General features: G+C 72.5%; 20 protein-coding genes. 12 read left to right on the top strand and 8 right to left on the bottom strand.

Translation table 11 applies throughout. From position 1 onward, the window contains the following. Positions 1–117: 117 nt before the first annotated feature. The 3 genes from L3078_RS18520 to L3078_RS18510 all read right to left on the bottom strand — a co-directional run bounded on the left by L3078_RS18520 (position 118) and on the right by L3078_RS18510 (position 4,329). On the bottom strand, positions 118–1,866 hold the full coding sequence (locus tag L3078_RS18520; RefSeq protein ID WP_239754971.1) for an LCP family protein: 1,749 nt from the start codon (positions 1,864–1,866) through the stop codon (positions 118–120). Positions 1,867–2,110: 244 nt separating this feature from the next. Further along, positions 2,111–3,307 (bottom strand): LCP family protein, encoded by a 1,197-nt coding sequence (locus L3078_RS18515; RefSeq protein WP_239754969.1) that lies wholly within the window; start codon positions 3,305–3,307, stop codon positions 2,111–2,113. Positions 3,308–3,573: 266 nt separating this feature from the next. After that, entirely contained in the window at positions 3,574–4,329 is a 756-nt protein-coding gene (locus tag L3078_RS18510) for a TIGR03089 family protein (protein WP_239754967.1), read from the bottom strand. 120 nt (positions 4,330–4,449) lie between these two features. On the opposite strand from L3078_RS18510, the gene L3078_RS18505 reads away from it, so the two are divergent. Further along, on the top strand, positions 4,450–5,907 hold the full coding sequence (locus L3078_RS18505) for a peptidoglycan recognition protein family protein (RefSeq protein WP_239754966.1): 1,458 nt from the start codon (positions 4,450–4,452) through the stop codon (positions 5,905–5,907). 201 nt (positions 5,908–6,108) lie between these two features. After that, complete coding sequence (gene manB, locus L3078_RS18500; RefSeq protein WP_239754965.1) at positions 6,109–7,191, top strand: mannose-1-phosphate guanylyltransferase; 1,083 nt, start codon at positions 6,109–6,111, stop codon at positions 7,189–7,191. A 195-nt stretch (positions 7,192–7,386) separates the two neighbouring features. Here the strand turns inward: manB and L3078_RS18495 are convergent, their stop codons facing one another. The 4 genes from L3078_RS18495 to L3078_RS18480 form a co-directional block, all read right to left on the bottom strand. Next, positions 7,387–8,388, bottom strand: a complete 1,002-nt coding sequence (locus L3078_RS18495; RefSeq protein WP_239754964.1) for a DNA-3-methyladenine glycosylase family protein — start codon at positions 8,386–8,388, stop codon at positions 7,387–7,389. Between the two features lie 193 nt (positions 8,389–8,581). Beyond that, positions 8,582–9,883 carry a coenzyme F420-0:L-glutamate ligase gene (locus L3078_RS18490; RefSeq protein ID WP_239760370.1) on the bottom strand — a complete coding sequence of 434 codons (1,302 nt, stop codon included), beginning with the start codon at positions 9,881–9,883 and terminating at the stop codon, positions 8,582–8,584. A gap of 80 nt (positions 9,884–9,963) precedes the next feature. After that, positions 9,964–10,923, bottom strand: a complete 960-nt coding sequence (gene cofD / locus L3078_RS18485) for a 2-phospho-L-lactate transferase (RefSeq protein ID WP_239754963.1) — start codon at positions 10,921–10,923, stop codon at positions 9,964–9,966. 107 nt (positions 10,924–11,030) lie between these two features. After that, a complete protein-coding gene (locus tag L3078_RS18480) occupies positions 11,031–11,528 on the bottom strand; it encodes a cysteine dioxygenase (protein WP_239754962.1) in 498 nt (165 codons plus the stop codon). A gap of 626 nt (positions 11,529–12,154) precedes the next feature. Here L3078_RS18480 and L3078_RS18475 point away from each other — a divergent pair. The 3 genes from L3078_RS18475 to L3078_RS18465 all read left to right on the top strand — a co-directional run bounded on the left by L3078_RS18475 (position 12,155) and on the right by L3078_RS18465 (position 17,738). Then, the gene (locus L3078_RS18475; protein ID WP_003975777.1) at positions 12,155–12,418 is read left to right on the top strand and encodes a WhiB family transcriptional regulator; all 264 of its coding nucleotides are present in this window, start codon (positions 12,155–12,157) and stop codon (positions 12,416–12,418) included. Between the two features lie 203 nt (positions 12,419–12,621). After that, positions 12,622–16,251 (top strand): glycosyltransferase family 2 protein, encoded by a 3,630-nt coding sequence (locus L3078_RS18470; RefSeq protein ID WP_239754961.1) that lies wholly within the window; start codon positions 12,622–12,624, stop codon positions 16,249–16,251. After that, positions 16,248–17,738: a DUF5719 family protein gene (locus tag L3078_RS18465; RefSeq protein WP_239754953.1), complete on the top strand. Its 1,491-nt coding sequence runs from the start codon at positions 16,248–16,250 to the stop codon at positions 17,736–17,738. Before L3078_RS18470 ends, L3078_RS18465 begins: the two co-directional genes overlap by 4 nt. Before the next feature lie 239 nt (positions 17,739–17,977). On the opposite strand, the gene L3078_RS18460 is transcribed toward L3078_RS18465, so the two are convergent. Beyond that, complete coding sequence (locus L3078_RS18460; RefSeq protein WP_239760369.1) at positions 17,978–18,433, bottom strand: metallopeptidase family protein; 456 nt, start codon at positions 18,431–18,433, stop codon at positions 17,978–17,980. A 346-nt stretch (positions 18,434–18,779) separates the two neighbouring features. Between L3078_RS18460 and L3078_RS18455 the strand changes: the two genes are divergently transcribed. The 7 genes from L3078_RS18455 (at position 18,780) to L3078_RS18425 (ending at position 26,554) form a co-directional block, all read left to right on the top strand. Further along, a complete protein-coding gene (locus L3078_RS18455; RefSeq protein ID WP_239754949.1) occupies positions 18,780–19,205 on the top strand; it encodes a DUF3499 domain-containing protein in 426 nt (141 codons plus the stop codon). 245 nt (positions 19,206–19,450) lie between these two features. Further along, positions 19,451–21,067 carry an L-lactate permease gene (locus L3078_RS18450; RefSeq protein WP_239760368.1) on the top strand — a complete coding sequence of 539 codons (1,617 nt, stop codon included), beginning with the start codon at positions 19,451–19,453 and terminating at the stop codon, positions 21,065–21,067. A 116-nt stretch (positions 21,068–21,183) separates the two neighbouring features. Next, positions 21,184–22,548 (top strand): phosphomannomutase/phosphoglucomutase, encoded by a 1,365-nt coding sequence (locus L3078_RS18445; RefSeq protein ID WP_239754944.1) that lies wholly within the window; start codon positions 21,184–21,186, stop codon positions 22,546–22,548. A 236-nt stretch (positions 22,549–22,784) separates the two neighbouring features. Further along, positions 22,785–22,955 (top strand): Trm112 family protein, encoded by a 171-nt coding sequence (locus L3078_RS18440; RefSeq protein ID WP_239754942.1) that lies wholly within the window; start codon positions 22,785–22,787, stop codon positions 22,953–22,955. Positions 22,956–23,064: 109 nt separating this feature from the next. After that, a complete protein-coding gene (locus L3078_RS18435; protein ID WP_239754939.1) occupies positions 23,065–24,192 on the top strand; it encodes an SIS domain-containing protein in 1,128 nt (375 codons plus the stop codon). Positions 24,193–24,260: 68 nt separating this feature from the next. Next, entirely contained in the window at positions 24,261–25,412 is a 1,152-nt protein-coding gene (gene manA, locus L3078_RS18430; RefSeq protein WP_239754936.1) for a mannose-6-phosphate isomerase, class I, read from the top strand. 164 nt (positions 25,413–25,576) lie between these two features. Further along, the gene (locus L3078_RS18425) at positions 25,577–26,554 is read left to right on the top strand and encodes a cation diffusion facilitator family transporter (protein WP_239754935.1); all 978 of its coding nucleotides are present in this window, start codon (positions 25,577–25,579) and stop codon (positions 26,552–26,554) included. Positions 26,555–26,809 lie beyond the last annotated feature (255 nt).

Here is a 26,809-nt window from a genome sequence, read left to right as displayed (position 1 = left end):
ACGACATTCGGAACCGACCGGGCGGGGGCCTCCTCGCGCCCGCCCGGTGCACCACCGGATCTTTCGACTGTCTTGCTGCTCGCGTCGGGTTAGACGCGCCACGACCCCGTCAGGTCATCAGCTGGCGCACTTTTCCTTGTCCGCGGTGTTCTTCTGGACGTCCAGATCCGTCGCCGAGCCCCCACTCAGCGGCACCCCGGCTCCCTTGAAGTCCTCGCCCAGGGTCAGCACCATCGAGGGCAGGCCCTGGGAGTTGGTCTCGCTGTTGCCCTCGCCCGGCTTCAGCGCGGACGCGGACAGACCCATGAGGTCGGCCAGCTTGCGCGCCTGGTCGGCCTGGTCGGGGTCGTACGCGAGGGTCGTCTTCTTCAACGTCTTGTCGGCGTTGCCGAGCTGGCTCGACTTGGTCACGCCGACATCGTTCTGCAGCCAACTGAGCGTCGCCTGTGCGCTGCCGGCCTTGGCACCGCCGTTGTAGACGCTGACCCGGACCTCGGAGGCGTCGGCGCGCTTGCCCTTGAGCTTCGCGGCCTCCTTCTCCTTGGCCTGCTTCTTCACCTCGGTGAGCGAGATGTCGTTCCTGATGGTCTCGAAGAGCTGCTCGGCCTTGCCCGGCGTGGGCAGTACGGTCGCGCCGTCGGTGTTGTCGACGACCGGCACGGTGGTGAAGGTGATGTTCTTCGTCTTCACCTTGCCGACCTCCTGGCCGAGCGAGGCCAGCTTCTTGATGTCTGTGATCCTGGAGTCGACGGACAGTGCCTTGGTGGCGGCCTCGGCGAGGTTCACCACCTTCGTCGGGTCGGTGAGCGTGTCCTGCGACTTCATCTGGCGGATCATCGAGCTGAGGAACTGCTGCTGCAACTCGATCCGGCTCAGGTCGCTGCCGAGACCGACGCTGTAACGGGTGCGCAGGAAGGCCAGCGCCTCCTCGCCCTCGATGCGGTGCTTGCCCGCGCTGAGGTCCAGCTTGGACTTGGTGTCCTTGATGTCCTTCTCCAGACACACCTCGACACCGCCGATGGCCGTGGAGAGCGTCTTCACCGCGTTGAAGTCGGCCACCATGAAGTGGTCGGGCGTGATCCCGGTCAGCTCGGTGACCGTGCGCATCGTGCAGCTCGGGGTGCGGCCGTCCTGACCGAGGCTCGTGTTGAACCGGACGTCGGAGGTGCCCGGGATGTTCTTCTCCGAGCCGTCCTCCTGCTCGGTCGGGCAGTCGGGGATGTCCACGATCATGTCGCGCGGGATGCTCATCGCGGTGGCGTTCGAACGGTCCTTGGAGACGTGCAGCAGGATCGTGGTGTCGGCGTGGCCGACGCTGTCCTTGTCGCCGTAACTCCCGTTGCCCGCGCCGGTCCGCTTGTCCGTGCCGATCACCAGCAGGTTGATCGCCCGGTCCTTGCTGAAGCCGCCGGTGCTCGCGCCGTCGTCCGAGATCTTCTGGATGTTGTTGTTGAGGTGCTGGTAGTAGAGGTAGCCCGCGGCGCTCACCCCGACCAGCACGAAGGCCAGCGTGCCGCCCGTCCACACCAGTATCCGCTTGCCCGTCGACTTCTTGGGCTTCGTCTTGCCCCGGCCGGTCCGGCGGCCCGGCAGCGGCTCCTCCTCGGGCGTGCCCCGCCGGCGCCGGGGTCCCGGCAGCGTGTCGGGGATCTCCCGGGTGTCCGTGCCCGCCGACGCGGAGCGCGTGGACGTGCCGCCCGCGGCCCTGGCCCCCGCCCCGGCGGGCGCGGCCCGACGCGGCCTCGGCACCGCCGACTGCGGTGCGGAAGGAGTCAGTCGCAGTTCGTATTCACCGGTGTTCGGGTTGAGTACCCACTGGTCTGCGGGGTCGATGTCGTCCGCCCGCCCACGGCCTTGCGCGTCCACGGTTGTCTGATTCCTCCGTCGGGGCCACGCGGCGTCTTCCCCCTCAAAAGACGCTCGGGTCTCGATGCAAGTGGTGCGTGACCGGAAGGCCTGACACACCGGATCGCTCACACTAGCCGCACGATCAGGCGCCGAGCGACGGCGGTGACAAATTGCACGTCCCTACAACCGGGCAATCCGCCCATTTCCTAGAGCATTTGTTCCTGCTGTTGACGTGTGCTTTACCTGCGGAACCCTCCCGGAGTCATCCGCAGTCCTCCTCGGCGGCCGTACTGCCACGGAAAGTCGGTACCGGATCCGGTGTCCCGGAGAGGCTTCCCGAAAGCTCTTCCGAATGCCCTTCCCGGGCCCCGTCCGGCAGTTCTCGCGCCACCGCCACGGGTGCGTCGGCGCGCAACCGTGCGAAAAGGCTCCGCGCCGCGGGCTCGACGAGCTCGTCACGATTGGCGTCGTACGCATACGACTTCCGGGGAACGGTGAGGAATTGCACCTTTTCCATGGGGATCGTACGCAGGCCGCGCACCAGGTCGTAGAGCCCGCGCAGACTCGCCAGACCCGGGTCCGTGGTGAGCGACGAGGTGGCCGCGTCGAGCACCGGATAGAGCTTCACGGGATTCAGCAGGACGTCATTGCCGCGTACCTTCGCCGCCAACGCCGCGAGGAAACGCTGCTGCCGGTCCATCCGCTCGGTGTCGCTGCCGTCGCCCAGTGACTTGCGGGCCCGCACATATCCCAGTGCCTCTTCCCCGTCGAGCTTCACCCTGCCCGCAGGCAGACGCAGTTCGGCCTGTTTGTCGTGAATGGGTTCGGCGAGACACACCTCGACCCCGTCCACGGCGTCGACCATCTCCTTGAAGCCGCGGAAGTCCACCACGATGTGATGGTCGACACGAATATCCGTCATCCGCTCGACCGTCCGAATCGTGCAGGCCGAACCGCCGCTCTGGAACGCGTAGTTGAGCATGGTGAACACCGGTTCGGTGCGACTGCCGTCCGGCCGCCGGCAACTCGGCACGTCCACCATCAGATCCCGGGGCAGCGACACCGCGGTCGCGCTGCGCCGGTCCGCCGCGAGATGCAGCAGGATCGTCGTGTCGGAGCGCTCGGTGCCCGAATCGCGTCCGTACTCGCTGTTCTCGTCCCCCGACCGCGAGTCCGACCCGATGACGAGGATGTTCTGCGCGCCCCGGACCAGCGCCGTCGGCCGCTCCTTCTCGTACCGCGCCAGCTCGTCCGCCGCCGACCGGTCCGAGGTGATGTTCCCGTCCAGCTTCTGGTACGCCGCCCAGCCCACCCCCAGGGCTCCGACGACCATCAGGGCGGCGCCGCTCGCCACCCACCGCCCCCAGCGCCGTCGACGCCGACGCCGGGGCCCGAGCCCGGTGGGCGTACCGCCCGCACCGGGCCCCAGCCCACGCGCCTGCCCTCCGACGTCGTCCACTTCCGGCCACCCCTCACGGCGTACGAGCGAGTCGTTGCTCCTACGACGATGGCGCGGGAGGGGGCAGGGGGGCGGCCGGGGCTAGGCCGAATGGGGGACGGGGCGGCGCCATGAGGCTGAGGGGCCAGGGCAGCCGCGCCCTTCAGGGGCGCGGGGCTGTGACACATGCGGCTCCGCCGCGTGGGCGCGAGCAACCACGAGGCACCCGCAGCCGCCCACCGACCTCGCCCCCACGGCGTCATCGCGCACAAACCGCCCAGAACACGTCACCGAGAGACCGAAGTGACCCGCTCGCTCTCGATCCGCTTGGCGAGCGCGTCCTCGCCCACCGACTCCAGGTGCCGGCACAACACCACGGACCCCCCACTGGCGAGCGGCCCGTACAACCCCGCGGCCAGCCCCTCCCACGTGTCGTACCCGAGCCCCGACAGCAGCCGTGACCCCGGCCCCGTCAGCCCCAGCCCGGCCGCGTCGGCCCGGGCCCGCTCCACGACCTCGGCCCCGCTGAACTCCCGCCCGGCCACGACGAGCGCCGCCTCCTCGGGATCCACCGGCGCGTACGCCACGAACCGGTCCCCCTGCGAGGGCACCTCGACGGCGTAGTCGGCGAACCCGGCGGGCACCTGCGGGAACCGCCCGCCGAGCGGCCGCAGCGCGAGCGCGACGCGTTCCCCGGAGCACGCCCGGGCCGCGTCCAGCGTGTCCGGGCCGCTCACCACGAGGTCGGCCGCCGCCGGGTCCCCGCCGACCTCGGCGACCACCCCCACCGACGAACACGCGAGCAGCCACACCGCCGTCTGCCAGTGGGCCGGCAGCAGCAGCGCGACCCGGTCGCCGGGCTCCGCGGACAACTCGCCCTGGAGGAGGTTGGCGGTCTTGGCCACCCAATTGGCGAAGGTGGCCACGGACAATTCGACCCGTTCGCCCGTGGCGTCGTCGTAGAAGGTCACCAGCGGGCGCGCGGGGTCCGCGGCCAGCGCGGATCGCAGCAGGTCGGCAGGGGTGCGGTCGGTGGCGTTCATCCGCGTAAGCGTACGCGGGGACCGTCGCGCCCACGGGCCCGGGAGGACCGGAAGGCTAACCGGTTCGGCGGAGCGGAGCCGACGGGCCGTCAATTCCGCGATGGACAGATATGTATGACTATGTCCAGGATCAGACACATGCGTAGATCACGATTCCTCGCGTCCTCGATCGGCGTCACCTGCGCGGCGGCACTCGCCCTCCCGGCGGCACTCCCGGCGACGGCCTCCGCGGCGACCCCGACGGACTCGTCCTCCACGGCGATCCAGGCTCTGGCGCGGCCCTCGACCCCCACCCGTCCGCTCGCGCTCGCCCCTGAGGCCGGCAGCACCCAGTCGCTCCCCCTCGTCCCCCTCGGAGTGGACCGGAACCTCGGCCCCGCCGCTCCCGAACAGGGTCTCGGCAAGCGGGACGTACGCTCGTTCTCCCTGGTCGGCGTCGTCTGGGACAACCCGGACGCCGAACTGGAGGGCCGCGTCCAGGTCCGTACCCGTGCGACGGACACCGCCCGCTGGTCCGGTTGGCAGGACGTCGAGACGCACAACCACGAGCACGCCGCCGACCCGGACACCGCCGAACGCTCCTCGGGCCGGGTGCGCGGCTCCACCGCCCCGCTGTGGGTGGGCGACTCGGACGGCGTCGAGGTGCGCGTACGCGCCGAGACCCGGGGCCGTACGGCCGCTCCGGGTGTCCAACTGCTCCCGGACGGCCTACGTCTGGAGCTGGTCGACCCCGGCGTCGCGGCCTCCGACGGCGCGGCGGGACCCTCGTCCGTGACGGGCGCCGCGCATGTCGCGGAACCCCCGCCCGTCGGCACCGTGGACACCCCGAGGCTGGGCGCGCTGACCGTCGAGTCGGCCGCCGCCTCCGCCGTCAACGCCGACCTCGCGCCGCTCGGCTCCACCACGATCCCGGCGCTGTCACGCAAGGAGACGGTGGAACGGCTGGCGACCGCGGTGCCCGGGGCGAAGCCGTACATCGGTCCGCGTCCCCGCATCGTCACGCGGGCCGGCTGGGGCGCCGACGAGAAGCTGCGCGAGCGCGACTTCCGGTACACCAAGCGGGTCAGCGCGGCCTTCGTGCACCACACCGCGTCGGGCAACAACTACAAGTGCGCGCAGGCCCCGTCCGTCATCCGCAGTATCTACCGCTACCACGTCGTGAGCAGCGGCTGGCGGGACATCGGCTACAACTTCCTCGTCGACAAGTGCGGAAACATCTACGAGGGGCGCGCGGGTGGTGTCGCCAAGCCCGTCATGGGTGCCCACACCCTCGGTTTCAACACCAACAGCATGGGCATCGCGGTCATCGGCAGTTTCGGGACCACCAAGCCACCCGCCGTGTCGGTCAAGGCGATCGCGCAATTGACAGCCTGGAAACTCGGCCTTTACGGGGCGAACCCGAAGGGCAAGACATACCTGACTTCTGGTGGCGGCAATCTCTACCCAAAGGGTAAGAAGGTACGACTGAACGTGATCTCCGGCCACCGTGACGGGTTCGCGACCGAGTGCCCGGGGGGGCGCCTTTACGGAAAGCTCGGTACGGCCCGCTCGGAAGCCGCCCGCTTGCAGGGCCGGTGACCGGCCGGAGGTCACTCCGACACGACACACCGCACAGGTCGAGGGCACGCCCGCCGTGCCCTCGACGGACACCGCCGTTGACGTGCGTCGCCGCACGTCGACGGCTTTCCGCACGGCCACGAAGGCGCCATGGAACGGTCTGCATACACTGGCCGGTCGAATGACAGTTCGGCCGGTCCCGGCAGGAAGCAGAGACGACAGGTGACAGAAGCGATCCTCCTGGTCGGCGGCAGAGGTACCCGGCTGCGTCCGCTCACGGTGCACACTCCGAAGCCCATGGTCCCGGCGGCCGGAGTCCCTTTCCTCACCCACCAGTTGGCGAGAGCCAGAGCGGCGGGTGTCGACCACATAGTCCTCGCCACCTCCTACCTCGCCGAGGTCTTCGAACCCCACTTCGGCGACGGTTCCGCCCTCGGCCTCCACCTCGAGTACGTCACGGAGGAGGAGCCCCTGGGCACGGGCGGCGCGATCCGCAACGCCGCCTCGCACCTCCACTCCGGCCCCGAGGACCCCGTCCTCGTCTTCAACGGCGACATCCTCACCGGCCTGGACATCCGCCGGCTGGTCGCCACCCACGAGACGACCGGCGCGGACGTCTCCCTCCACCTGACCCAGGTGACCGACCCCCGCGCCTACGGCCTGGTCCCCACCGACGACACGGGCAGGGTCCTCGCCTTCCTCGAAAAGCCCCAGACCCCCGAGGAGATCGTCACCGACCAGATCAACGCGGGGGCGTACGTCTTCCGCCGCTCGGTCATCGACACGATCCCGGCGGGCCGCCCGGTCTCGGTGGAACGCGAGACGTTCCCGGACCTGCTCGCCGCGGGCGCCCATCTCCAGGGCATGGTCGACTCCACGTACTGGCTGGATCTCGGCACCCCCGCGGCCTTCGTCCGCGGCTCCGCCGACCTGGTCCTGGGCAGGGCCCCGTCCCCGGCCGTCCCGGGCCGCTGCGGCGACCGCCTGATCCTCCCCACCGCGCGGGTCGCGGGCGACGCGAAGCTGACCGGCGGCACGGTGGTGGGCGAGGGCGCGTTCGTCGGCGAGGGCGCCCGGGTCTCCGGCAGCACGGTCCTGGCCGGCGCGGTCGTCGAACCCGGCGCCGTCATCACCGACTCCCTCATCGGCGCCCGCGCCCGCATAGGCGAACGCTCCGTCCTCACCGGCACGGTCGTCGGCGACGGCGCGATCATCGGCGCCGACAACGAACTCCGCACGGGCGTCCGCGTCTGGTGCGACGCGCAGATCCCCACGGGTGCGCTCCGCTTCTCGTCGGACCAGTAACTGCGGGGTGCGTTGTCGGGTGCGGGTGGGTGGGGCTTCTCGCGCAGTTCCCCGCGCCCCTAAAAGCTCCAGGCCCTGCGGGCCTGGAAAAGCTGGGGCGCAGCCCCGCTTTTCCAGGGGCGCAGGGAACTGCGCGACCAGCCCCCACCGGACGGACTGCCGACGGTTCAAGCGGCGCAGCCGGGGGCTGGGGCGCTACAACCGCCCGATATCCCCCCGAGGCATCCGCGGCACCCTCCGAGCCGGCACCCGCCCCGACAACAGAATCAACCGAGCCGCCCGATGCCGCTGCCCCACATACGGCTCCAACAACGACAACATCACCGAGTCGTCCGCATCCCGGTCCCCCGCCAGCGCGAACCCCACGATCCCCGGCAGATGCAGATCCCCCACGGTCACCTCGTCCGCCGCCCCATGACTGCGCTGCACGGTCTCCGCCGAGGTCCACGGCCCGATCCCCGGCACCACCTCCAACCGCGCCCGCGCGTCCACCGGCGACATCCCCACGGCCTCCTCCAGCCGCCCCGCCACCCGCACCGCCCGCAGGATCGTGGACGCCCGCTTGTCGTCGACCCCGGCCCGATGCCACTCCCAGGACGGGATCAGCGCCCAGTCCCGTGCCCCGGGCATCACACACATCCGCCCCGGCACGGGCCCCGGCGCGGGCTCGCCGAACTGCCGTACGAGCAGCCGCCAGGCCCGATACGCCTCGTCCGCCGTGACCTTCTGCTCCAGCACCGAGGGGATCAGCGACTCCAGCACCAGCCCGGTCCGCGTCAGCCGCAGCCCCGGCCGCCGCCGCCAGGCCATGGCCACGATCCGATGCCGGGGAGCGAAGGCCTCGGGCTCGTCCGACGCACCGAGCATCGTGGGCACCTGGTCGAGCAGCCACTCGGCACCCGGCCCCCAGGCCTCCGCCTCGACGGCCCCGCCCCGCAGCGCGACCCGCAGCGTCCCGGCGCCGACCGGCGTACGCGTGGCCCGCCACACGGACCCGTCCGGTGTGGCCCGGAAGGTCGGATCCCCGGGCCCCCGCCGCAGCGGCCCCAGGACGAGCCCCAGATCGAGCGCCCCCTCGGGCACCCAGTTCCGCCGCCGCCCGGCCACGGCCCCCTGCCGGGGCACCCCACCGGGCACCGCGACATGCCCACCCCGCACGGTCGTACGAGTGGGCCGCTGAGGAAACCGTCCGGCCACGAAGAGGTCCTAGCTGTCGAGGGGCGCCCTATGAGCGTAGGGGTCTTTCAGGAGCGGGGGGAACCGCGCAGCAGGTGACGCCCCAGGGGCGCGGGGAACTGGGCGAGAGCCCCCACGCACCCGAACACGCACCCGCACCCGCCCACAAGACCCGAGCCACCCCGAACCCCAGGCGCCCGGCCCCACTCACGCGTCACCGCACCTCGATGAACGCCCCCGCATCCCGCTCCGCCCGCGCCGCGGGCGCGGCCGCCGCGTGCCCCACAGCCACCGCCCCCATCGGATCCCACCCCTCCGGCAGCCCCAGCACCTCCCGCACGACATCCCGGCAGAACATCGTCGACGACACCCACGCCGACCCCAACCGCTCCCCGGCCAGCGCGACGAGGAAGTTCTGCACCCCGGCCCCCGCGGCGACCACGAACATCTCCCGCTCGGCCGCGTCCCGCCGCGCGTCCCCGTAGACGTGCGACCCGTCCATCACCAGACACGGCACCACCAGATACGGCGCGCGCCGCAGCACATCCCCGCGCCGCACCCGCTTCGCGATGGACTCCTCGCTCTTGCCGTCCCGCCGCAGGTCCGCGATCCACGCGTCCCGCATGGCGTCGAGCAGCCGCACCCGCGACTCCTCGGACTCCAGCAGCACGAACCGCCACGGCGTCGTGTGGTGCGGCGCCGGCGCGGTCACGGCCGCGGCCACGGCCCGCCGCACCGCGCCTGGGTCGACCGGCTCGTCCGTGAACGCCCGCACCGTGCGCCGCTGGGTCACCGCCAGCCGTACGGCCTCGGAGGTGCCGAGCCGGAACATGTCGTCCGCCGCGCCGCGCACGAGCGCCCGGGTCCCCTCGTCGGCGTCCTCGGCCACCACGTGCCCGAGCCCCCGGACGACGGCGACGGGCAGCCCGGCGGCCTTGCCCTTCACCAGGTCACCGGCGCCGGCCAGCTCGTCGGCGGTGGCGACGACGGTCGCGCTGAGCGGATTGCCGTGCGCGTCGGTGCCGCCGCGCAGGTCGTCGAGGACCCGCACACCCGCCGCACCGATGGCGACGTCCGTCAACCCGCTGCGCCAGGGCCGCCCGAACGTGTCGGTGACCAGCACCCCGACCTCGACCCCGAGCGCGTCCCTGATGCCGTCCCGGATCGCCCGCGCGGAGGCGTCGGGGTCCTCGGGCAGCAACAGCACCGTCCCGGAAGGGGTGTTGGAGGCGTCGACGCCGGCGGCGGCCATGACCAGCCCCTGCCGGTTCTCCACGATCCGCAGCGCCCCGCGCCGGGCCACCACCCGCACGGTCTCGGCGTCGATCGCGGCCTCCCGGTCGACCGCCTCGACCACCCGCCCCTCCGCCTTGGACACGATCTTGGAGGTGACGAGCACCACGTCCCCGTCGGCCAGCCCCGGTTCGGCGGCGGCTATCAGCTTGGCCAGATCATCGCCCTGCTGGACCTCGGGAATCCCCGTAGGCGCCCAGACCCGGTAGGCGGGACCGGGCAGACCATCCCCACCCGAGGCCGCGCCCGACGCGCCCCCGAGGTCCCGCGCTTGCTGTGACTCCCGGGAGTCCCGCGTATCGCTCACGCCCCCCGCACCTCCTCCGCCAGCGCCAGCGCCTCACGCGCCATCTCCGCCGTCGCGTCCACGTCGGTCATCATCAGCGGCACGGCCCGGCACCGTATCCCGGCGGCCTCCACACGCTCGACGACGCCCGCGTCGACCGTGTCGACCAGCCAGCCGTCCAGCAGCCCGGAGCCGTAGTGCTCGGCGACGGCGGCGGCCGTGGACTCGACGCCGACGGCGGCGAGGACCTTGTCGGCCATGCCGCGCACGGGCGCGTCGCCGACGATGGGGGAGAGGCCCACGACGGGGACCCCGGCCTCGGCGATCGCCTCCCGGATGCCGGGCACGGCGAGGATGGTGCCGACCGAGACGACGGGGTTCGACGGCGGGAAGAGGATCACGTCCGCCTCGGCGATCGCCTCCAGCACCCCGGGCGCCGGCTTCGCCTGCTCGGCGCCGACCGGCACGATCGCCTCGGCCGGCACGGAGGCGCGCAGCCGCACCCAGTACTCCTGGAAGTGGATCGCCTTGCGCTCGCCGTCCACCTCGACGGCGACATGGGTCTCGACGCGGTCGTCCGTCATCGGGATGAGCCGCACGCCCGGCTTCCACCGGTCGCACAGCGCCTCGGTGACGGCGCTCAGCGGATATCCGGCGCCGATCATCTGGGTCCGCACGATGTGCGTGGCGAAGTCCCGGTCGCCGAGCCCGAACCACTCGGGTCCGACGCCGTACGCCGCGAGCTCCTCCTTGAGGTGGAAGGTTTCGCCGGCCCGGCCCCAGCCCTGCTCCTCGTTGATGCCGTCGCCGAGGGTGTACATCACCGTGTCGAGGTCCGGGCAGACCTTCAGCCCGAAGAGGTGGATGTCGTCCCCGGTGTTGCCGATGACCGTGATGTCCGCGTCCGGCACGGCCCGCTTCAGACCACGCAGGAACCGGGCACCACCGATGCCGCCTGCCAGAACCACAATGCGCATGGCACTCAGTCTCGCAGGCGGGTACGACAGCGGGTCGTCCGGCCGCGATCACGGCCGGTTTCGCGCGCTCCCGAGGGGCGGTCGGCCGACAGGGGCCCGGCGGCCGCTCAGGCCGTGACGGTCGCCGCCCCCGCCGCGCAGGCCTTCGTGTGCATCGGCATGTCCGTCAGGCCGGGGTAGTACACGTGCAGGCTGACGGCCGGTTCCAGCGTGTCGTTGACGACCTCGTGCGCGTAGCCCGGCGCGAACACCCGCTGCGCGCCCGCGCCGAGCACGCGCGTGCCCCGGTCGGTGCGCTCGGTCAGCGTGCCGTCGAGCACCGTCAGTACGCCGGAGGAGCCCCCGTGGTCGTGCAGCCCGGTGCCCTGTCCCGGCACCCAGGACAGCAGCCACACCTCGTACCCGGGCCCGGTCTGCAGCCGGTGGTACCAGCGGGTGGTCGCGTCGTACTCGACGAGGTGCTCCCAGCGGGAGCGGTCGTCGGCGAGGGAACGGGCCAGGCCGACGAACTCGGCCACGGTGACCGGGTGTTGGCGCGGCGCCTGGAGGAGGTGGGGTACTTCGAGGAGGTCGCCGGCGATCTGGAGGTCGCTGTCGCTGTTCATGAAGAGAGGTGGTCCTCGACGATGAGTGCGTGGGGGAGGGCTGGGTGTCGCGTGGGGAACAGCAGCCGAGCCGGGACGGGCTCAGTGGCAGCCGGAGCGGGTGAAGCTCAACAGCTGGGACAGCAACAGCTACAGCGGCAGCGGGCAGCACCGTGGGACCCGGCGGTGCGGGTCGAGGTGAGTGCCAAGTGCGCGAGCATGCCCACAAGCACAGCGGTTCACACCTCTGCTGTCAACTTCGGGTCCGGTATGTGGATACCCCTTCACCTCTTTCGGTGTATCCGCGCGGCGAAAGGTTTGTGCTGGGGGAGTCGGGGACACATGGCGCACAACCCGGAACGAGCGAGTCGCATCGAGCCGGAACGAGATCGAACTCCTGGGCGTCTTTCCCCGTAAGGAAGGGTGATCCGGTGAGAACTCCCCTCTGCGGCCGCGCTGCTGTCAGGGTTTATGCCGATTTGAACACTTTCCGCATAGCCTTGGTTCCGCAGAGTGAATAAGGGGCTCAATAGCAGATCTCGGCTTGACTCGCCCGTAGCAGCACACTTGTAATTTCACTCGTGTCGTTCAGCCGAAATCGGTAACGGCCGCACGACGGGGACGCGAAAGACGGACGAGGGGCGCACATGACCGAGCTCGTGCAGCAACTGCTGGTCGACGACGCGGACGAGGAACTCGGCTGGCAGGAGCGCGCGCTGTGCGCCCAGACCGATCCCGAGTCCTTCTTCCCCGAGAAGGGCGGCTCGACCCGCGAGGCCAAGAAGGTCTGCCTCGCCTGCGAGGTCCGCTCCGAATGCCTCGAATACGCCCTCGCCAACGACGAGCGGTTCGGCATCTGGGGCGGCCTGTCGGAGCGCGAGCGCCGCCGCCTCAAGAAAGCGGCCGTCTGACCCGTCCCGGAACATCCGGCCCGTCCCGGGAACAGTCGAACAGAAACAACCGAACATGTCCGGCCCGTCGCGCGTGGGTTGTCCACAGGCGGCGGGCCGCCTTGCTGCTCAGCCGTTAGTGTGGGCCCTCGTCCGAGACGTCCCGCTGTCCCCGCCGGACACAGACGTCCACCGCAGTCCATCGAACCGGGGCCCGTACCTCGATGTCCGTGCACAGCCACACCTCAGCTCACCAGGACGCCGCTCCTGAGTTCCCGCGTCACGTGGTGACCGCGGTCCTCGTCGCGCACGACGGCGCCCGCTGGCTGCCCGACGCGCTCGCCGGGCTGCTCGGCCAGGAGCGCCCCGTGCAGAGCGCCATGGCGGCCGACACCGGCAGCGCGGACGACTCCGCCCGGCTCCTCTCCGACGCCCTGGGCGCGGACCGTGTGCTGCACCTCGCCCGACGCACCGGCTTCGGCCAGGCCGTCGAGGAGGCCAACCGCACCGCGGGCGTCCTCACCCAGGACGACCTCGCCTACCTGCGGCGCCCCAGCGGCTGGGACCCGGTCACCCGCAGCTGGCGCGACGACGCGTACGACATGCCCGAACTCCCCCACGGGGAGCCGGTCCAATGGCTGTGGCTGCTGCACGACGACTGCGCCCCCGAACCCGACGCCCTCGCCCAGCTGCTGCGCGTCGTGGAGAACGAACGCGAGCTGGGCCGCGACGACGTCGCCGTCGTCGGCCCCAAGCTGCGCGGCTGGTACGACCGCCGTCAGCTGCTGGAGGTCGGCGTCACCATCGCCCCCTCCGGCCGCCGCTGGACCGGCCTGGACCGCCGCGAGCAGGACCAGGGACAGCACGACCACGTCAAGCCCAGCCTCGCCGTGTCCACCGCCGGCATGCTGATCCGCCGCGACGTCTTCGAGGAGCTGGGCGGCTTCGACCGCCGACTGCCCCTCATGCGGGACGACGTGGACCTGTGCTGGCGCGCCACCGCCGCCGGGCACCGCGTCCTCGTCGCCCCCGAGGCCGTCGTCCGGCACGCCGAGGCCTCCTCGCGCGAGCGCCGCACCGTCGACTGCGTGGGCCGCAGCGCCGCCTCCCCGCACATGGTCGACAAGGCGGGCGCGGTCTACACCCTCCTCGTCAACTCCCGTACGGCGCAGCTCCCCTGGGTGCTGCTGCGCATCGTCCTCGGTACCCTGCTCAGGATCGTCGCGTACCTCGTCGGCAAGGTCCCCGGACAGGCCGTCGACGAGATCCGGGGCCTGCTGAGCCTGCTGCTGCGGCCCGAGCGGATCATCGCCGGGCGGCGCAGACGAGGCCGCTCACAGCTGGACAAGGGCGAGCTGCGGCCACTGTTCCCGCCGCCCGGCGCGACCGTCCGGGCCACCCTCGAACAGGCCGCCGGCGATCTGTTCGGCCGTACCGACGCCGAGACCTCCCCTGCCGGACGGCACGGCGGCGCCATCGAGTCGGGCCCCGGCGACGACGACGCCGAGTTCCTCCAGGTCGAGCAGTTCGCCCGGCTCAAGCGCATCGCCCGCGCCCCCGGCCCCGTCCTCTTCGCCCTCCTGCTGCTCGCCTCGCTCGTCGCCTGCCGTGAACTGCTCGGCGGCGGCGCGCTGGCCGGCGGCACCCTGCTGCCCGCCCCCGCGGACTCCGCCGAGCTCTGGTCGCGCTACCTGGACGCCTGGCACCCGGTCGGCGCGGGCGGCGCCGAGGCCGCCCCGCCGTACCTGGCCATCGTGGCCATGCTCGCCTCGCTGCTGTTCGGCTCGACCGGGCTCGCGGTCACCGTGCTCCTCGTCGCCTCCGTGCCGCTGGCCGGCTTCACCGCGTACTTCGCCTCGCGCCCGCTGGTCGAGTCCCGGCTGCTGCGCGCCTGGGCCGCGATCGTGTACGCCTTCCTGCCCGCCGTCACCGGCGCGCTCGCCACCGGCCGCCTGGGCACCGCCGTCCTCGCGATCCTGCTGCCCCTCATCGCCCGCGCGGGCGCCGCGGCCGCCGGGCTCGCGAACAGCACGGGGGCGCGCGGCAGCTGGCGTGCCACCTGGGCGTACGCGCTGCTGCTGACGATCACCACCGCGTTCACCCCGATCGTGTGGCCCATCGCGCTGCTCCTCGGCCTCGGACTCCTCGTCGTGCGCCGCCGCGAGCTCATCGCCTACGGCCCGCGCTTCCTCGCCCAGCTGGGCACCCCGCTGCTGATCCTCGCCCCCTGGTCGCTGACGCTGCTGCCGTTCGGCTTCTTCGAGGAGGCCGGTCTGGAGTACGGCCCGAGCACGGCCTCGGCGACCGATCTGCTCGGCATCAGCCCCGGCGGACCGGGCACGGTCGGCGGGCTGACGCTCATTGGCGTCGTCCTGGCCGCACTGGCCGCCCTGCTGCGCGCGGAACGCCGGTTGGCCATCCGCACCGCCTGGACGGCGGCCCTGGTGGCCCTCGTCCTCGCGGTCCTCTCCAACGGCTCCACCTGGGCCGGCCCCGCGACCCTGGTCTACGGCATCGCCCTCCTCGCCGCCGCCACCCTGGGCGCCGACGGGGCCCGCCACCGGGTGGCCGAGCAGAGCTTCGGCTGGCGCCAGCCGGTTGCCGTGCTCATCGCGCTCGCCGCCGCCGTCGGCCCGCTGCTGGCCGCCGCCGGCTGGGTGCTCGGCGGCGCCGACGGGCCCCTGGAGCGGCGCGACCCCGTCCAGGTGCCCGCGTTCGTCGCCGAGGAGAGCGGCACCCGCGACCAGGCCCGCACCCTGGTCCTCGACAGCGACTCCACCGCCGAGGTGCGCTACACCCTGGTCCGCGGTTCCGGCGTCCGCCTCGGCGACGCCGAACTCACCGCCGGCGCCGGGGAGAACGAGCAGCTCGACAAGGTCGTCGCCAACCTCGTGGCGGGCTCCGGCGCCGACCAGACCGACGAACTCGGCGGCTTCGCCGTGCGCTACGTCCTGGTCCGGCCCGGCGCGCCCCGCGAGGTCAGCCGCGTCCTGGACGCCACGCCCGGCCTGAGCAGACTCAGCCAGCAGGACGGCAGCGCCCTGTGGCGGGTGGACCGCCAGGTCGCCCGCGTCACCGTCGAGGCATCCTCCGGCGACCCGAAGGCCGTCGCCGCGGGCCCCGTCGACGTGCACACCACCATCCCGGCCGGCGGCTCGGGCCGGGTCCTGCGCCTCGCCGACACCGCCGACGAGTCGTGGACGGCCACCCTCGACGGCAAGCCGCTCACCCCGACCACGGTCGACGGCTGGGCCCAGGGCTTCCAACTGCCCGTCGACGGCGGCAGGCTGGACGTCACCTTCGACGCCCCGGTCACCCACACCGGCTGGCTGTGGACCCAGGGCTCGCTCGCCGTCGTCCTCGTGGTCCTCGCCCTGCCCGGCCGCCGCCGGGACGTCGACGACGACCTCCCCGACGAGCCCGTCGCCGTGCCCGCCCAGGACGTCACCGGCGACGGCCGCCGCGCCCGCCGGCTGCGCGCCCAGGCGGAGGCGGAGGCCGAACAGTCCGCCGACACGGGCGCGGCGTCCCCCGCCGAGGAGGTCCCGGTCGGGGCCCCCGTCCCGCAGCAGCAGACGTACGCGCAGTGGGCGACCGCGGACCAGGCGGGCGCCGAGTACGGCCACTACGACCAGGCGTACCAGGGCGGCCAGCAGTACCCGGCGGGCACCTACGACCAGCAGCACTACCAGGCCGACCCCTACCAGGGCGCCCAGTACGACCCGTACGCCACCTACGGCGGTGACACGGCCTCGTACGACCAGACGTACGCCCAGGGCTACGACGCGACGTACGACCCGTCGCACGGCACCGGCGCCGACTCCGAGCGCCCCGACGGGAGCCACCAGCAGTGAACCGCCAGACCCTGTCCCTGATCGCCGGCGCGACCGCCCTCGCCGCCGTCACCGGCTTCGCCACGCTCTCCGCGCCCGACGCCTCCGGCGGCGAGACCACGGCGAAGGCGGCCGCCCAACTGCCCGTGCAGCGCACGAGTCTGCTCTGCCCCCAGCCGAGCACCTCGGACCTCGCGGAGACGGCGTACACCGCCTTCACCCCCGCCACCGAGGGCACCGACGGGAAAGGCGGCGCCGAACTTGTCGCGGCGGGCGGGGGCGGCAAGGGTGACGAAGGCGGCAAGGGCAAGGCCGCCAAGCCGGTCATCGAGATCAAGGAGCCCGGCAAGCCCGTCGCCGACAGCACCGACGGCGGTGACTCGCCCGCGCTGATCGGCACGGCCGAGGGGAAGTTCGCGCCCGGCTGGACGGTCCAGGAGACCACCGAGGTCGCCGCCGGCACCGGCCGAGGTCTGCTCGGCGTCAACTGCGCCGCCCCCGACACGGAGTTCTGGTTCCCGGGCGCGAGCACGGCCGCCGGCCGCACCGACTACGTCCACCTCGTCAACCCGGACGACTCGGCGGCCGTCGTCGACATCGAACTCTTCGGCAAGGACGGCGCCCTGAAGTCGACGGTGGGCGACGGCATCACGGTCCAGCCCCGTGCCGGCGAGCCGGTCCTGCTGTCGACGCTCGCCACGGCGAAGGAGGCGGACCTCACCGTCCACGTCAACGTCCGCAGCGGCCGGGTCGCGGCCGCGGTCCAGGCCCTCGACGACAAGCAGGGCGGCGACTGGCTGTCCGCCGCGGCCGACCCGGCGGGCACCCTGGTCCTCCCCGGCATCCCGAAGGACGCCACCTCCGTCACGCTCGTCGCCTACGCCCCCGGCGAGACCGACGCCGACCTGAAGCTCCGCCTCGCTTCGCCCAACGGGTCGATCACCCCGGCCGGCAACGAGACGCTGCACGTCAAGGGCGGCATGACCGCCACCGCCGACCTGGGCGACATCACACGCGGCGAGCCCGGCTCCCTCATCCTCACCCCCACCGGCCGGTCGGTCCCGGTGGTGGCCGGCCTCCGCGTCGTCCGAGGCAAGGGCGCCGGCCAGGAGACGGCCTTCATCCCGGCGACCCGCCCGGTCGGCGCGCGCGCCACGGTCGCCGACAACCGCGCCAAGGGCACGACCCTGGCCCTCACCGCGCCCACCGGCGCGGCCGAGGTCAAGGTCACCGCGTCCGCCGGCAGCGGGGGCGGCGAGGCCACGACGAAGACGTTCAAGATCAAGGCCGGCACCACCCAGAACGTCGACATGCCCGCCCCGAGCAGCCTCAAGGGCACCTACGCCCTCACCGTCGAGTCCACATCCGGCGCCCCGGTCTACGCCTCCCGCACCCTCGAATCCAAACTGGACGACATCCCCGCCTTCACCATCCAAACCCTCCCGGACGACCGAGGAATGGTGGCCGTCCCGAAGGCGCGCCAGGACCTGTCGATCATGCAGCGTTAGGTGGTGCGTTGTCGGGTGCGGGTGGATGGGGCTTCTCGCGCAGTTCCCCGCGCCCCTTAAGGGCCTACGGCCCTTTCGGGCCTGAAAAGCACGGGGCGCAGCCCCTGCTTTTCAGGGGCGCGGGGAACTGCGCGACCAGCCCCCACCGGAGGGACGTTTGGGGGTCGAAGGGGCGCAGCCCCTGGGGATGGGACGGGTAGGGGCGGCGGGGGCGAAACCCTCCCGGGCCACCAGCCCCGTCAGTCCTCCCCGTATCGAGGATCCACAGTCTCCGGATTCAGCCCCAACAGCTCGGCCACCTGCTCCACCACGACCTCATGCACCAGCGCGGCCCGCTCCTCCCGCCCCTTGGTACGGATCTCCACCGGCCGCCGATACACCACCACCCGAGCCGGCCGCCCCTCCCGCGCCACCACGATCCCCCCGAGCGGCACCGCCTCGTCGTTCCACGCCCCGTCCGACGGCCCGTCCAGCCGAGGCACCTCCAGCACGAGGAAGTCGATGTCCGCCAGCTGCGGCCACCGCCGCTCCAGCCGCTCCACCGAGTCCTGCACGAGATCCGCGAACGCATCCGCGCGACTCGCCGCGAGCGGCACCTGCGGCGGCGCGATGGGCCCGCGCATCCCCCTGCCGTGCCGATCTCGGCGGCGGGGCCCGGGTGCGGAGGCGGCGCGGGGCGGTACGAGGTCGTCCATCACCTGTGAAGCGTAGTCCCCGCGAGGTCCGCCCGCCCGGCTCCACACCCCGGCCATCCCGCCGAACCCGACACCGCTGACCTGGCACGTCCAACCGGCTCGCCGCACGACGGTGCCCCGGCGAGCCCCACGATCTGTCGCGGGATGACCATTCCAGCCAAGGTTGGGCTCGTTTCCGTATCTCCACGAGACCGGCGAACTCACGCCAATTGGCAGGGTTTACACCGATAATTGACCGGACTTGGCGCCGTTCGGCATTCCGGACGCGGGGTTACTCGCAGGTCAACGCAGTGGGTTCCCAGGGGCGTGTGGGGCGTTTCACAGCACGACACGGGGGAGTGACCTGGTGCAGAGTCGTCGCGGCCCGCTCAAGAGTGCGGTACCGTCCAACGTCGTGAGCCCTGTACGTCGCTGTTCGCGCACCGCTTGCGGCCGCCCCGCCGTCGCGACGCTGACGTACGTCTACGCCGACTCGACCGCGGTCCTCGGCCCCCTCGCGACCTACGCCGAACCCCACTGCTACGACCTGTGCGCCGAGCACTCCGAGCGCCTCACCGCGCCGCGCGGCTGGGAGGTCGTACGGCTGCTGGACGCCTCGGCCCCCGCGCGCCCCAGCGGCGACGACCTGGAGGCCCTCGCCAACGCCGTTCGCGAGGCGGCCCGCCCGCAGCAGCGCGCGGCCGAAGCCGGTGGCGGCGGCGCACGCGCGGCCGACCCGATGGAGGTCGCCCGCCGCGGCCATCTCCGGGTCCTGCGCTCACCCGACAACTGACGTCCTGCCTGGGGCCGTTACGGCCGTCCGGCAGCCGCACTCGCCCTACCCCGTAGCCGTACCCGCTGCCGTTCCGGGCGGCACACTCGCCGAACCCCGTCCCGCTCCCGTCGTGGCTCTTTCCGTTCGTGCTGTTCCGCTCGGTGGCGCACGCCTGTTGACGTCGTGTCGGCGCGGACGCGATCATTCCGGGTGCCCGTGCCGTGAGAAGCCGCTTCCGCATCGCGGAATCCCGGGAGGCTCCCGTGTACGTCCAGCAACTGGAACCCGTGGCCGGTTCACTCGGCCTGTCCGCCCTCGTCGCGACCCTGCCCCTCGTCACCGTCCTGGTGCTGCTCGGCGGCGTGCGACTGAAAGCCCATCTGGCAGGCCTGATCGGCCTTCTGGTGGCCGTTCTGGTCGCCTGGCTCGCCTTCCGCATGCCCCTCGGCCAGACGCTCTCCAGCGCCGCCCAGGGGGCCGCCTTCGGTCTCTTCCCGATCATGTGGATCGTCGTCAACGCCCTGTGGGTGTACCGGATGACCGTCCGCACCCGGCACTTCGACATCCTGCGCCGCTCCTTCGGACGGCTCTCCGACGATCCGCGCATCCAGGCGCTCGTCGTCGCGTTCTGCTTCGGCGCGCTCCTGGAAGCCCTCGCCGGCTTCGGCGCGCCGGTCGCGATCTGCTCCGTCATGCTCGTCGCGCTCGGCTTCGAACCCGTGAAGGCCGCCGTCGTCGCCCTGGTCGCCAACACCGCCCCCGTCGCCTTCGGCGCGATGGGCACCCCGGTCGTCACCCTCGCCCAGGTCACCGAACTGCCCCTGGACACCGTCGCGTCCGTGGTCGGCCGCCAGACACCGCTGCTCGCCCTCGTGGTGCCCCTGCTACTGGTCTGGCTCGTCGACGGGCGACGCGGGCTGCGGGAGACCTGGGTACCCGCCCTCGCGTGCGGATTCGCCTTCGCCGTCGGCCAGTTCGTGGCCTCCAACTACGTCTCCGCGCAACTCGCCGACATCGGCGCCGCCTTGCTGGGTGCGGGCGCCCTCGTCGCCGTACCGCACGCCCGCCGGCCCGCCGCCGAACCCGTACGCGCCGCCGTCCTGACCGGCGTACGCAGCGACGACCTCGACGAGCAGGACCCGCCGCGCGAAGTACTGCGCGCCTACGCCCCGTACGCGCTGATCGTCGCGGTCTTCTCCGTCGCCCAGATCCCTGTGGTGAAGGACTGGCTGGCCGGGGCGACGCGGACGTACGACTGGCCCTTCCTCGACGTCGCGGGCCCTGACGGCGACCCCGTGGGCGGCAACGTCTTCACCTGGCCGATCGTCTCCACCGGCGGCACGCTGGTGCTGCTCGCCGGTGTGTGCACGGCCGTGGTGCTGGGGGTGCACGCGCGCGTGGCGGTCAGGGAGTGGGCGGCGACGGTCCACGAACTGCGGTTCGCGATTCTCACCGTGACGTCCGTGCTCGCCCTCGCCTATGTCATGAACCTCTCCGGACAGGCCGCCACCATCGGCCACTTCGTGGCGGCGGCCGGCGCGGGACTCGCCTTCCTCTCGCCCGTGCTCGGCTGGTTCGGCGTCGCGGTCTCCGGCTCGGACACCTCGGCCAACGCCCTCTTCGGCGCCCTCCAGGTGAGCGCGGCCCGCGAGTCGGGCCTGTCGCCGGAACTGCTCGCCGCCGCCAACAGCTCCGGCGGCGTCCTCGGCAAGATGATCTCCCCGCAGAACCTGACCATCGCCTGCGCCGCCGTCGGCCTCGCCGGGCGCGAGGGCGACCTGCTGCGCAAGGTGCTGCCGTGGAGCCTGGGACTGCTGCTGGTGATGTGCCTGATCGTGGTGGGGCAGAGCACGCCCGTACTGGAATGGATGCTTCCCTGAGGCCCTTCCGCCGGACCCGAGCCGCCCTCGGCCGTCACCCGGAGGTCCGGCCCTCGGCTGTCGGCCCGTCCGGGTAGTTTGGGGCGATCCGGTGGGGACTTCAGGAGGGTGTGGCCATGGCGGCTGATCTGTCGACGATCGTGAAGGCGTACGACGTACGCGGGGTGGTCCCCGACCAGTGGGACGAGCCCCTCGCCGAGCTCTTCGGGGCCGCCTTCGCCCAGGTGACCGGCGCCGACGCCGTCGTGATCGGCCACGACATGCGGCCTTCCTCGCCCGGCCTGTCCCGTGCCTTCGCACGCGGGGCGGCGGCGCGCGGTGTGGACGTCACCGAGATCGGCCTCTGCTCCACGGACCAGCTGTACTACGCGTCCGGCGCGCTGAACCTGCCCGGCGCGATGTTCACCGCCTCCCACAACCCCGCCCAGTACAACGGCATCAAGATGTGCCGCGCCGGCGCCGCCCCCGTCGGCCAGGACACCGGCCTCGCCGAGATCCGCGAGCTGGTCGAGGGCTGGAGCGAGACGGGCGCGCCGGAGCCGGCCGCCACCCCGGGAACGATCACCCGGCGCGACACGCTGGAGGACTACGCGGCCCACCTGCGGTCCCTCGTCGACCTGACCTCCGTCCGCCCCCTCAAAGTCGTGGTCGACGCGGGCAACGGCATGGGCGGCCACACCGTCCCCACGGTCTTCGCGGGCCTGCCGCTGGACCTGGTCCCGATGTACTTCGAGCTGGACGGCACGTTCCCGAACCACGAGGCCAACCCCCTCGACCCGGCGAACATCGTCGACCTCCAGAAGCGCGTCCGCGCGGAGGGCGCCGACCTCGGCATCGCCTTCGACGGCGACGCCGACCGCTGCTTCGTGGTCGACGAGCGGGGCGACGCCGTCTCGCCGTCCGCGATCACCGCCCTGGTCGCCGCCCGCGAACTCGCCAAGAACGGCGGCAAGGGCACGGTCATCCACAACCTGATCACCTCCTGGTCCGTCCCGGAGGTGGTGCGCGAGAACGGCGGCACACCCGTGCGCACCCGGGTCGGCCACTCCTTCATCAAGGCCGAGATGGCGAGATCCGGTGCCATCTTCGGCGGCGAGCACTCCGCCCACTACTACTTCGCGGACTTCTGGAACGCCGACACGGGCATGCTGGCCGCCCTCCACGTCCTGGCCGCCCTCGGCGGTCAGGACGGCCCCCTCTCCGGCCTCCTCGCCCAGTACGACCGCTACGCCGGCTCCGGCGAGATCAACTCCACGGTCGCCGACCAGCCGGGCCGCCTGGCCGCGATCCGCTCCGCCTACGAGAGCCGCGAGCACATCACCCTCGACGACCTGGACGGCCTGACGGTCTCCGCCCCCGACTGGTGGTTCAACGTCCGCCCCTCCAACACGGAACCCCTCCTGAGACTGAACGCGGAGGCGAGGGACGAGACGACGATGGCAAAGGTGAGGGACGAAGTCCTGGCGATCATCAGGGGGTGAACCCCTGGATAAAGCCGGGGCGCAGCCCCGCTTTTTCCAGGGGCGCGGGGAACTGCGCGACCAGCCCCCACCGGACGGACGCTTGGGGGTCGAAGGGGCGCAGCCCCTTGAGGATGGGACGGGTAGGGGCGGCGGGGGCGCGAACCACCCCGTCCCCCAACCCCGGCGCCAACCCCCACACGGCGGTACTCTGACCAGGCCGCACCGCACGAACCCGCCCCCGAAGGGACCGAGACATGCCGCTCGAAGCCGGCCTCCTGGAGATCCTCGCCTGCCCGGCGTGCCACGCCCCCCTCACGGAGGAGGACACCGAGCTGACCTGCACGAGCCAGGCCTGCGGCCTCGCCTACCCGATCCGGGACGGCATCCCCGTACTCCTCGTCGACGAGGCCCGCCGCCCCGCGTGACCCGCGCGACCCACACGATCACGCTCCCGCGCGAGGCGTAACCCCGCACAAGCCGGGAAAACCGGTGAAAAGGCGCATCAGGGCACCCGGCGATCGGAGGCTGCCGCCCATGCTCGACGAATCGCTGCTAGACACCCCCGACGCCTTGTCGGAGGCGGACCGCCGCGACCTGCTCCGCGGCGCCGCCGAGGCAGGCGCCCGGGTCCGCACGGCCATCCGCCTCGGCACCGAGGCCGGCATCGCGGACCTGAAACCGGACGGCCGCCCCCGCGCCCTCCTGATCGCGGGCCCCGGGATGGCCTCCGCGGGCGTCGCCGACCTGCTCGGCGCCCTGGCGGGATCCAGTTGCCCCCTCACCCGTATCCACCCCACCGGCGTGGCCCCCGCGCCGGGCGCCCTCCGCTGGGAGCTCCCGGGCTGGGCGGGCTCGGTCGACCTCCTCCTGATCGCCACCGCCGACGGCGCCGAACCCGGCCTGTCGCTCCTGGTCGACCAGGCCTACCGGCGTGGCTGCACGGTCGTCGCCGTGGCCCCGCCCCGCACGCCGGTCGCCGAGGCCGTCGAAGGCGCCCACGGGCTCTTCGTACCGATGGCGACAGGACCGTACGAGCAGGAGGTGCCCCTCGGCGCCGCCGCCCCCGGTGTGCTCTGGGCGCTGCTCACCCCGATGCTCGCGCTGCTGGCCCGCACCGGCCTGGTCGCCGCCGAGCCGGACGCCCTGCAGAAGGTCGCCGACCGCCTCGACCACGTCGCCGAGCGCTGCGGCCCCGCCATCGCCACGTACAGCAATCCGGCCAAGACGCTCGCCGCCGAGCTGGCCGACGCCCTCCCGGTGATCTGGACCGAGGGCCAGGCCGCGGGCCCCGTGGGGCGCCGTTTCGTCTCCGCGCTCGCCGAACTCGCGGGGCGCCCGGCCGTCGTGGCCCAGCTGCCGGAGGCGCTCGCCTCGCACGCGGTACTGCTGTCAGGGCCGCTCGCCGCGAGCGCCGACCCCGACGACTTCTTCCGCGACCGCGTCGAGGACCCGCCCGCCCTCCACGCGCGCGTGGTGCTCCTGCGCGACCGCCCGACCGGCGGCCTGAGCGCCGTCCCGGCCGCCCGCGAGCTGGCCCTCGGCCACGACACCGCGATCAGCGAGCTGGAGCCCGAGGAGGGCAGCGACCTGGAGACCCTCGCGGAGATGATCGCCATCACCGATTTCGCCGCCGTTTACCTGTCGCTCGCTTCCGGAGCCTGATCCTTACCGGAGCCCGACCCTGACCGGGGCCCCGGCCGGCTCCCCACGCGTACGGAGAAACTCACACCATGGACCGCCTCGACAACACCGTCCGCCCCTACGCCTGGGGCTCGACCACCGCCATCCCGCAGCTCCTCGGAGTGGCCCCCACCGGCGAGCCGCAGGCGGAGATGTGGATGGGAGCCCACCCCGGCGCCCCCTCGCGCACCGGGCGCGGCCCCCTCACCGAGGTGATCGACGAGGCACCCGAACGCGAGCTGGGAAGCCGGACGGTCGAGAAGTTCGGCCCCCGCCTCCCCTTCCTCCTGAAGCTCCTCGCCGCCGGCGCCCCCCTCTCCCTCCAGGTCCACCCCGACCTCGAACAGGCCAGGAAGGGGTACGAGGACGAGGAGCGGCGCGGCGTCCCCATCGACGCGGGCCACCGCAACTACAAGGACGCCAACCACAAGCCCGAACTGATCTGCGCCCTCACGGAGTTCGACGGCCTCTGCGGCTTCCGCGAACCGCTCCGCGCCGCCGAGCTGCTGGCCGCCCTCGACGTCGACTCCCTCAAGCCGTACGTCGACCTCCTGCACGCCCACCCCGAAGAGGCCGCGCTGCGCGAGGTGTTGACCGCCGTCCTGGGCGCCGACCCCGAGGAGATGGCCCCCACCGTCACCGAGGCCGCGGCCGCCTGCGCCCGCCTCGGCGGCGACCACGCCCCCTACGCCGACATCGCCCACCACTACCCGGGCGACCCCGGCGTCATCGCCGCCATGCTCCTCAACCACGTACGCCTGCAGCCCGGCGAGGCCCTGTTCCTGGGCGCCGGGATCCCGCACGCGTATCTGAACGGCCTCGGCGTCGAGATCATGGCCAACTCCGACAACGTCCTGCGCTGCGGCCTCACCCCCAAGCACGTCGACGTCCCCGAACTCCTGCGCATCGTCCGCTTCGAGGCGACCGACCCGGGCGTGCTGCGCCCGGAGGCGTCCCCCGACGGCGAGGAGGTCTACGAGACCCCCATCGACGAGTTCCGCCTCTCCCGCTTCGTCCTCCCCGAGGCCACCGCCCCGCACGACCTCACCCGCGCCACCCCGCAGATCCTTCTCTGCACCGCCGGTACGGTCCGGGCGGGCGAACACACGCTCGCCCCCGGCGAGTCCGTCTTCGTACCGGCGGACGAGAAGACCGAGGTGTCCGGACCGGGCACGCTGTTCCGCGCCACCGTGATCGCGTGACGGCCTGACCCCACCCGATCCACGACCCGACGCACCGACACCTGGCCGGGCTGCAACAATGCCCCCTGCAAAAGGCGGGCAAAGCCCGGCCGGTGACGGACGGAAGCGTGGGTACCCATCCCCACGCACAGACAGATGCGTAGGCGAAGGGACACCTCGGACACATGAGCGCGTCAGGCGGCACCAAGGCGATCGTGGCGGCACTCGCCGCCAACCTCGCGATCGCGGTAGCGAAGTTCGTGGCGTTCCTCTTCAGCCACTCGTCGTCGATGCTCGCCGAGTCCGTGCACTCGCTCGCCGACTCCGGCAATCAGGCCCTGCTGCTCCTCGGCGGCAAGAAGGCCAAGCGCGAGGCGACGGCCGAACATCCCTTCGGCTACGGCCGCGAGCGCTACATCTACGCTTTCCTCGTCTCCATCGTCCTCTTCTCCGTCGGCGGCATGTTCGCCCTCTACGAGGGCTACGAGAAGATCAAGCACCCGCACGAGATCGAGGCCTGGTACTGGCCGGTCGGCGTCCTGGTCTTCGCGATCATCGCCGAGACCTTCTCCTTCCGGACCGCCATCAAGGAGTCCAACGTCCTGCGGGGCAAGAAGTCCTGGACGGAGTTCGTCCGCCACGCCAAGGCGCCCGAGCTGCCGGTCGTCCTCCTGGAGGACCTCGGCGCCCTCGTCGGCCTGATCCTCGCCCTCGGCGGCGTCGGCCTCGCCCTGATCACCGGCGACGGCGTCTGGGACGGCATCGGCACCCTCTGCATCGGCGTCCTGCTCATCCTGATCGCGATCGTCCTGGCCGCCGAGACCAAGTCCCTCCTCCTCGGCGAGTCCGCCGGCGCCGAGAACGTGGAGAAGATCGCGAAGGCCGTCGTCGACGGTGACACCGTCACCCGCGTCATCCACATGCGCACCCTCCACCTCGGCCCCGAGGAACTCCTCGTCGCCGCCAAGATCGCCGTTCAGCACGACGACACGGCCACCGAGGTGGCGAACGCCATCAACGCGGCCGAGGCCCGCATCCGCGAGGCCGTCCCGATCGCCCGCGTCATCTACCTGGAACCCGACATCTACAGCGAGGCCGAAGCCGCCAAGGGCGCCGACCCGGAGGCCGCGCCCGGCGGCCCGTCCGCCCCCGCCGAGCACTGACCCAACCGGCCCTGTCGGGCCACCCCACCAGGCACCCAGCACCGGGGCCCGTCGCGCGAACACCCGCGACGGGCCCCTGCCCGTCCCCCGCCGACCCCCGCCCGCCCTCGGCCGAGCCCGTGCCCGTCCGTGGTCGGTGGCGCCTCCGTTCCCGTGCTGTCGGCGCCTCCGCCCCCACCCGCCGCCCCCCTCTTCGGCTTGATCCGTTCGCAGGCGGACTGGGGCGGGCCGGGCCCAGCGTGTAGCTTGGGACGG

Origin of the sequence: Streptomyces deccanensis, assembly GCF_022385335.1 — a bacterium.
In the GTDB taxonomy this organism is placed as follows: Bacteria; Actinomycetota; Actinomycetes; order Streptomycetales; family Streptomycetaceae; genus Streptomyces; species Streptomyces deccanensis.
This window is presented reverse-complemented; position numbering and strand designations above follow the sequence as displayed.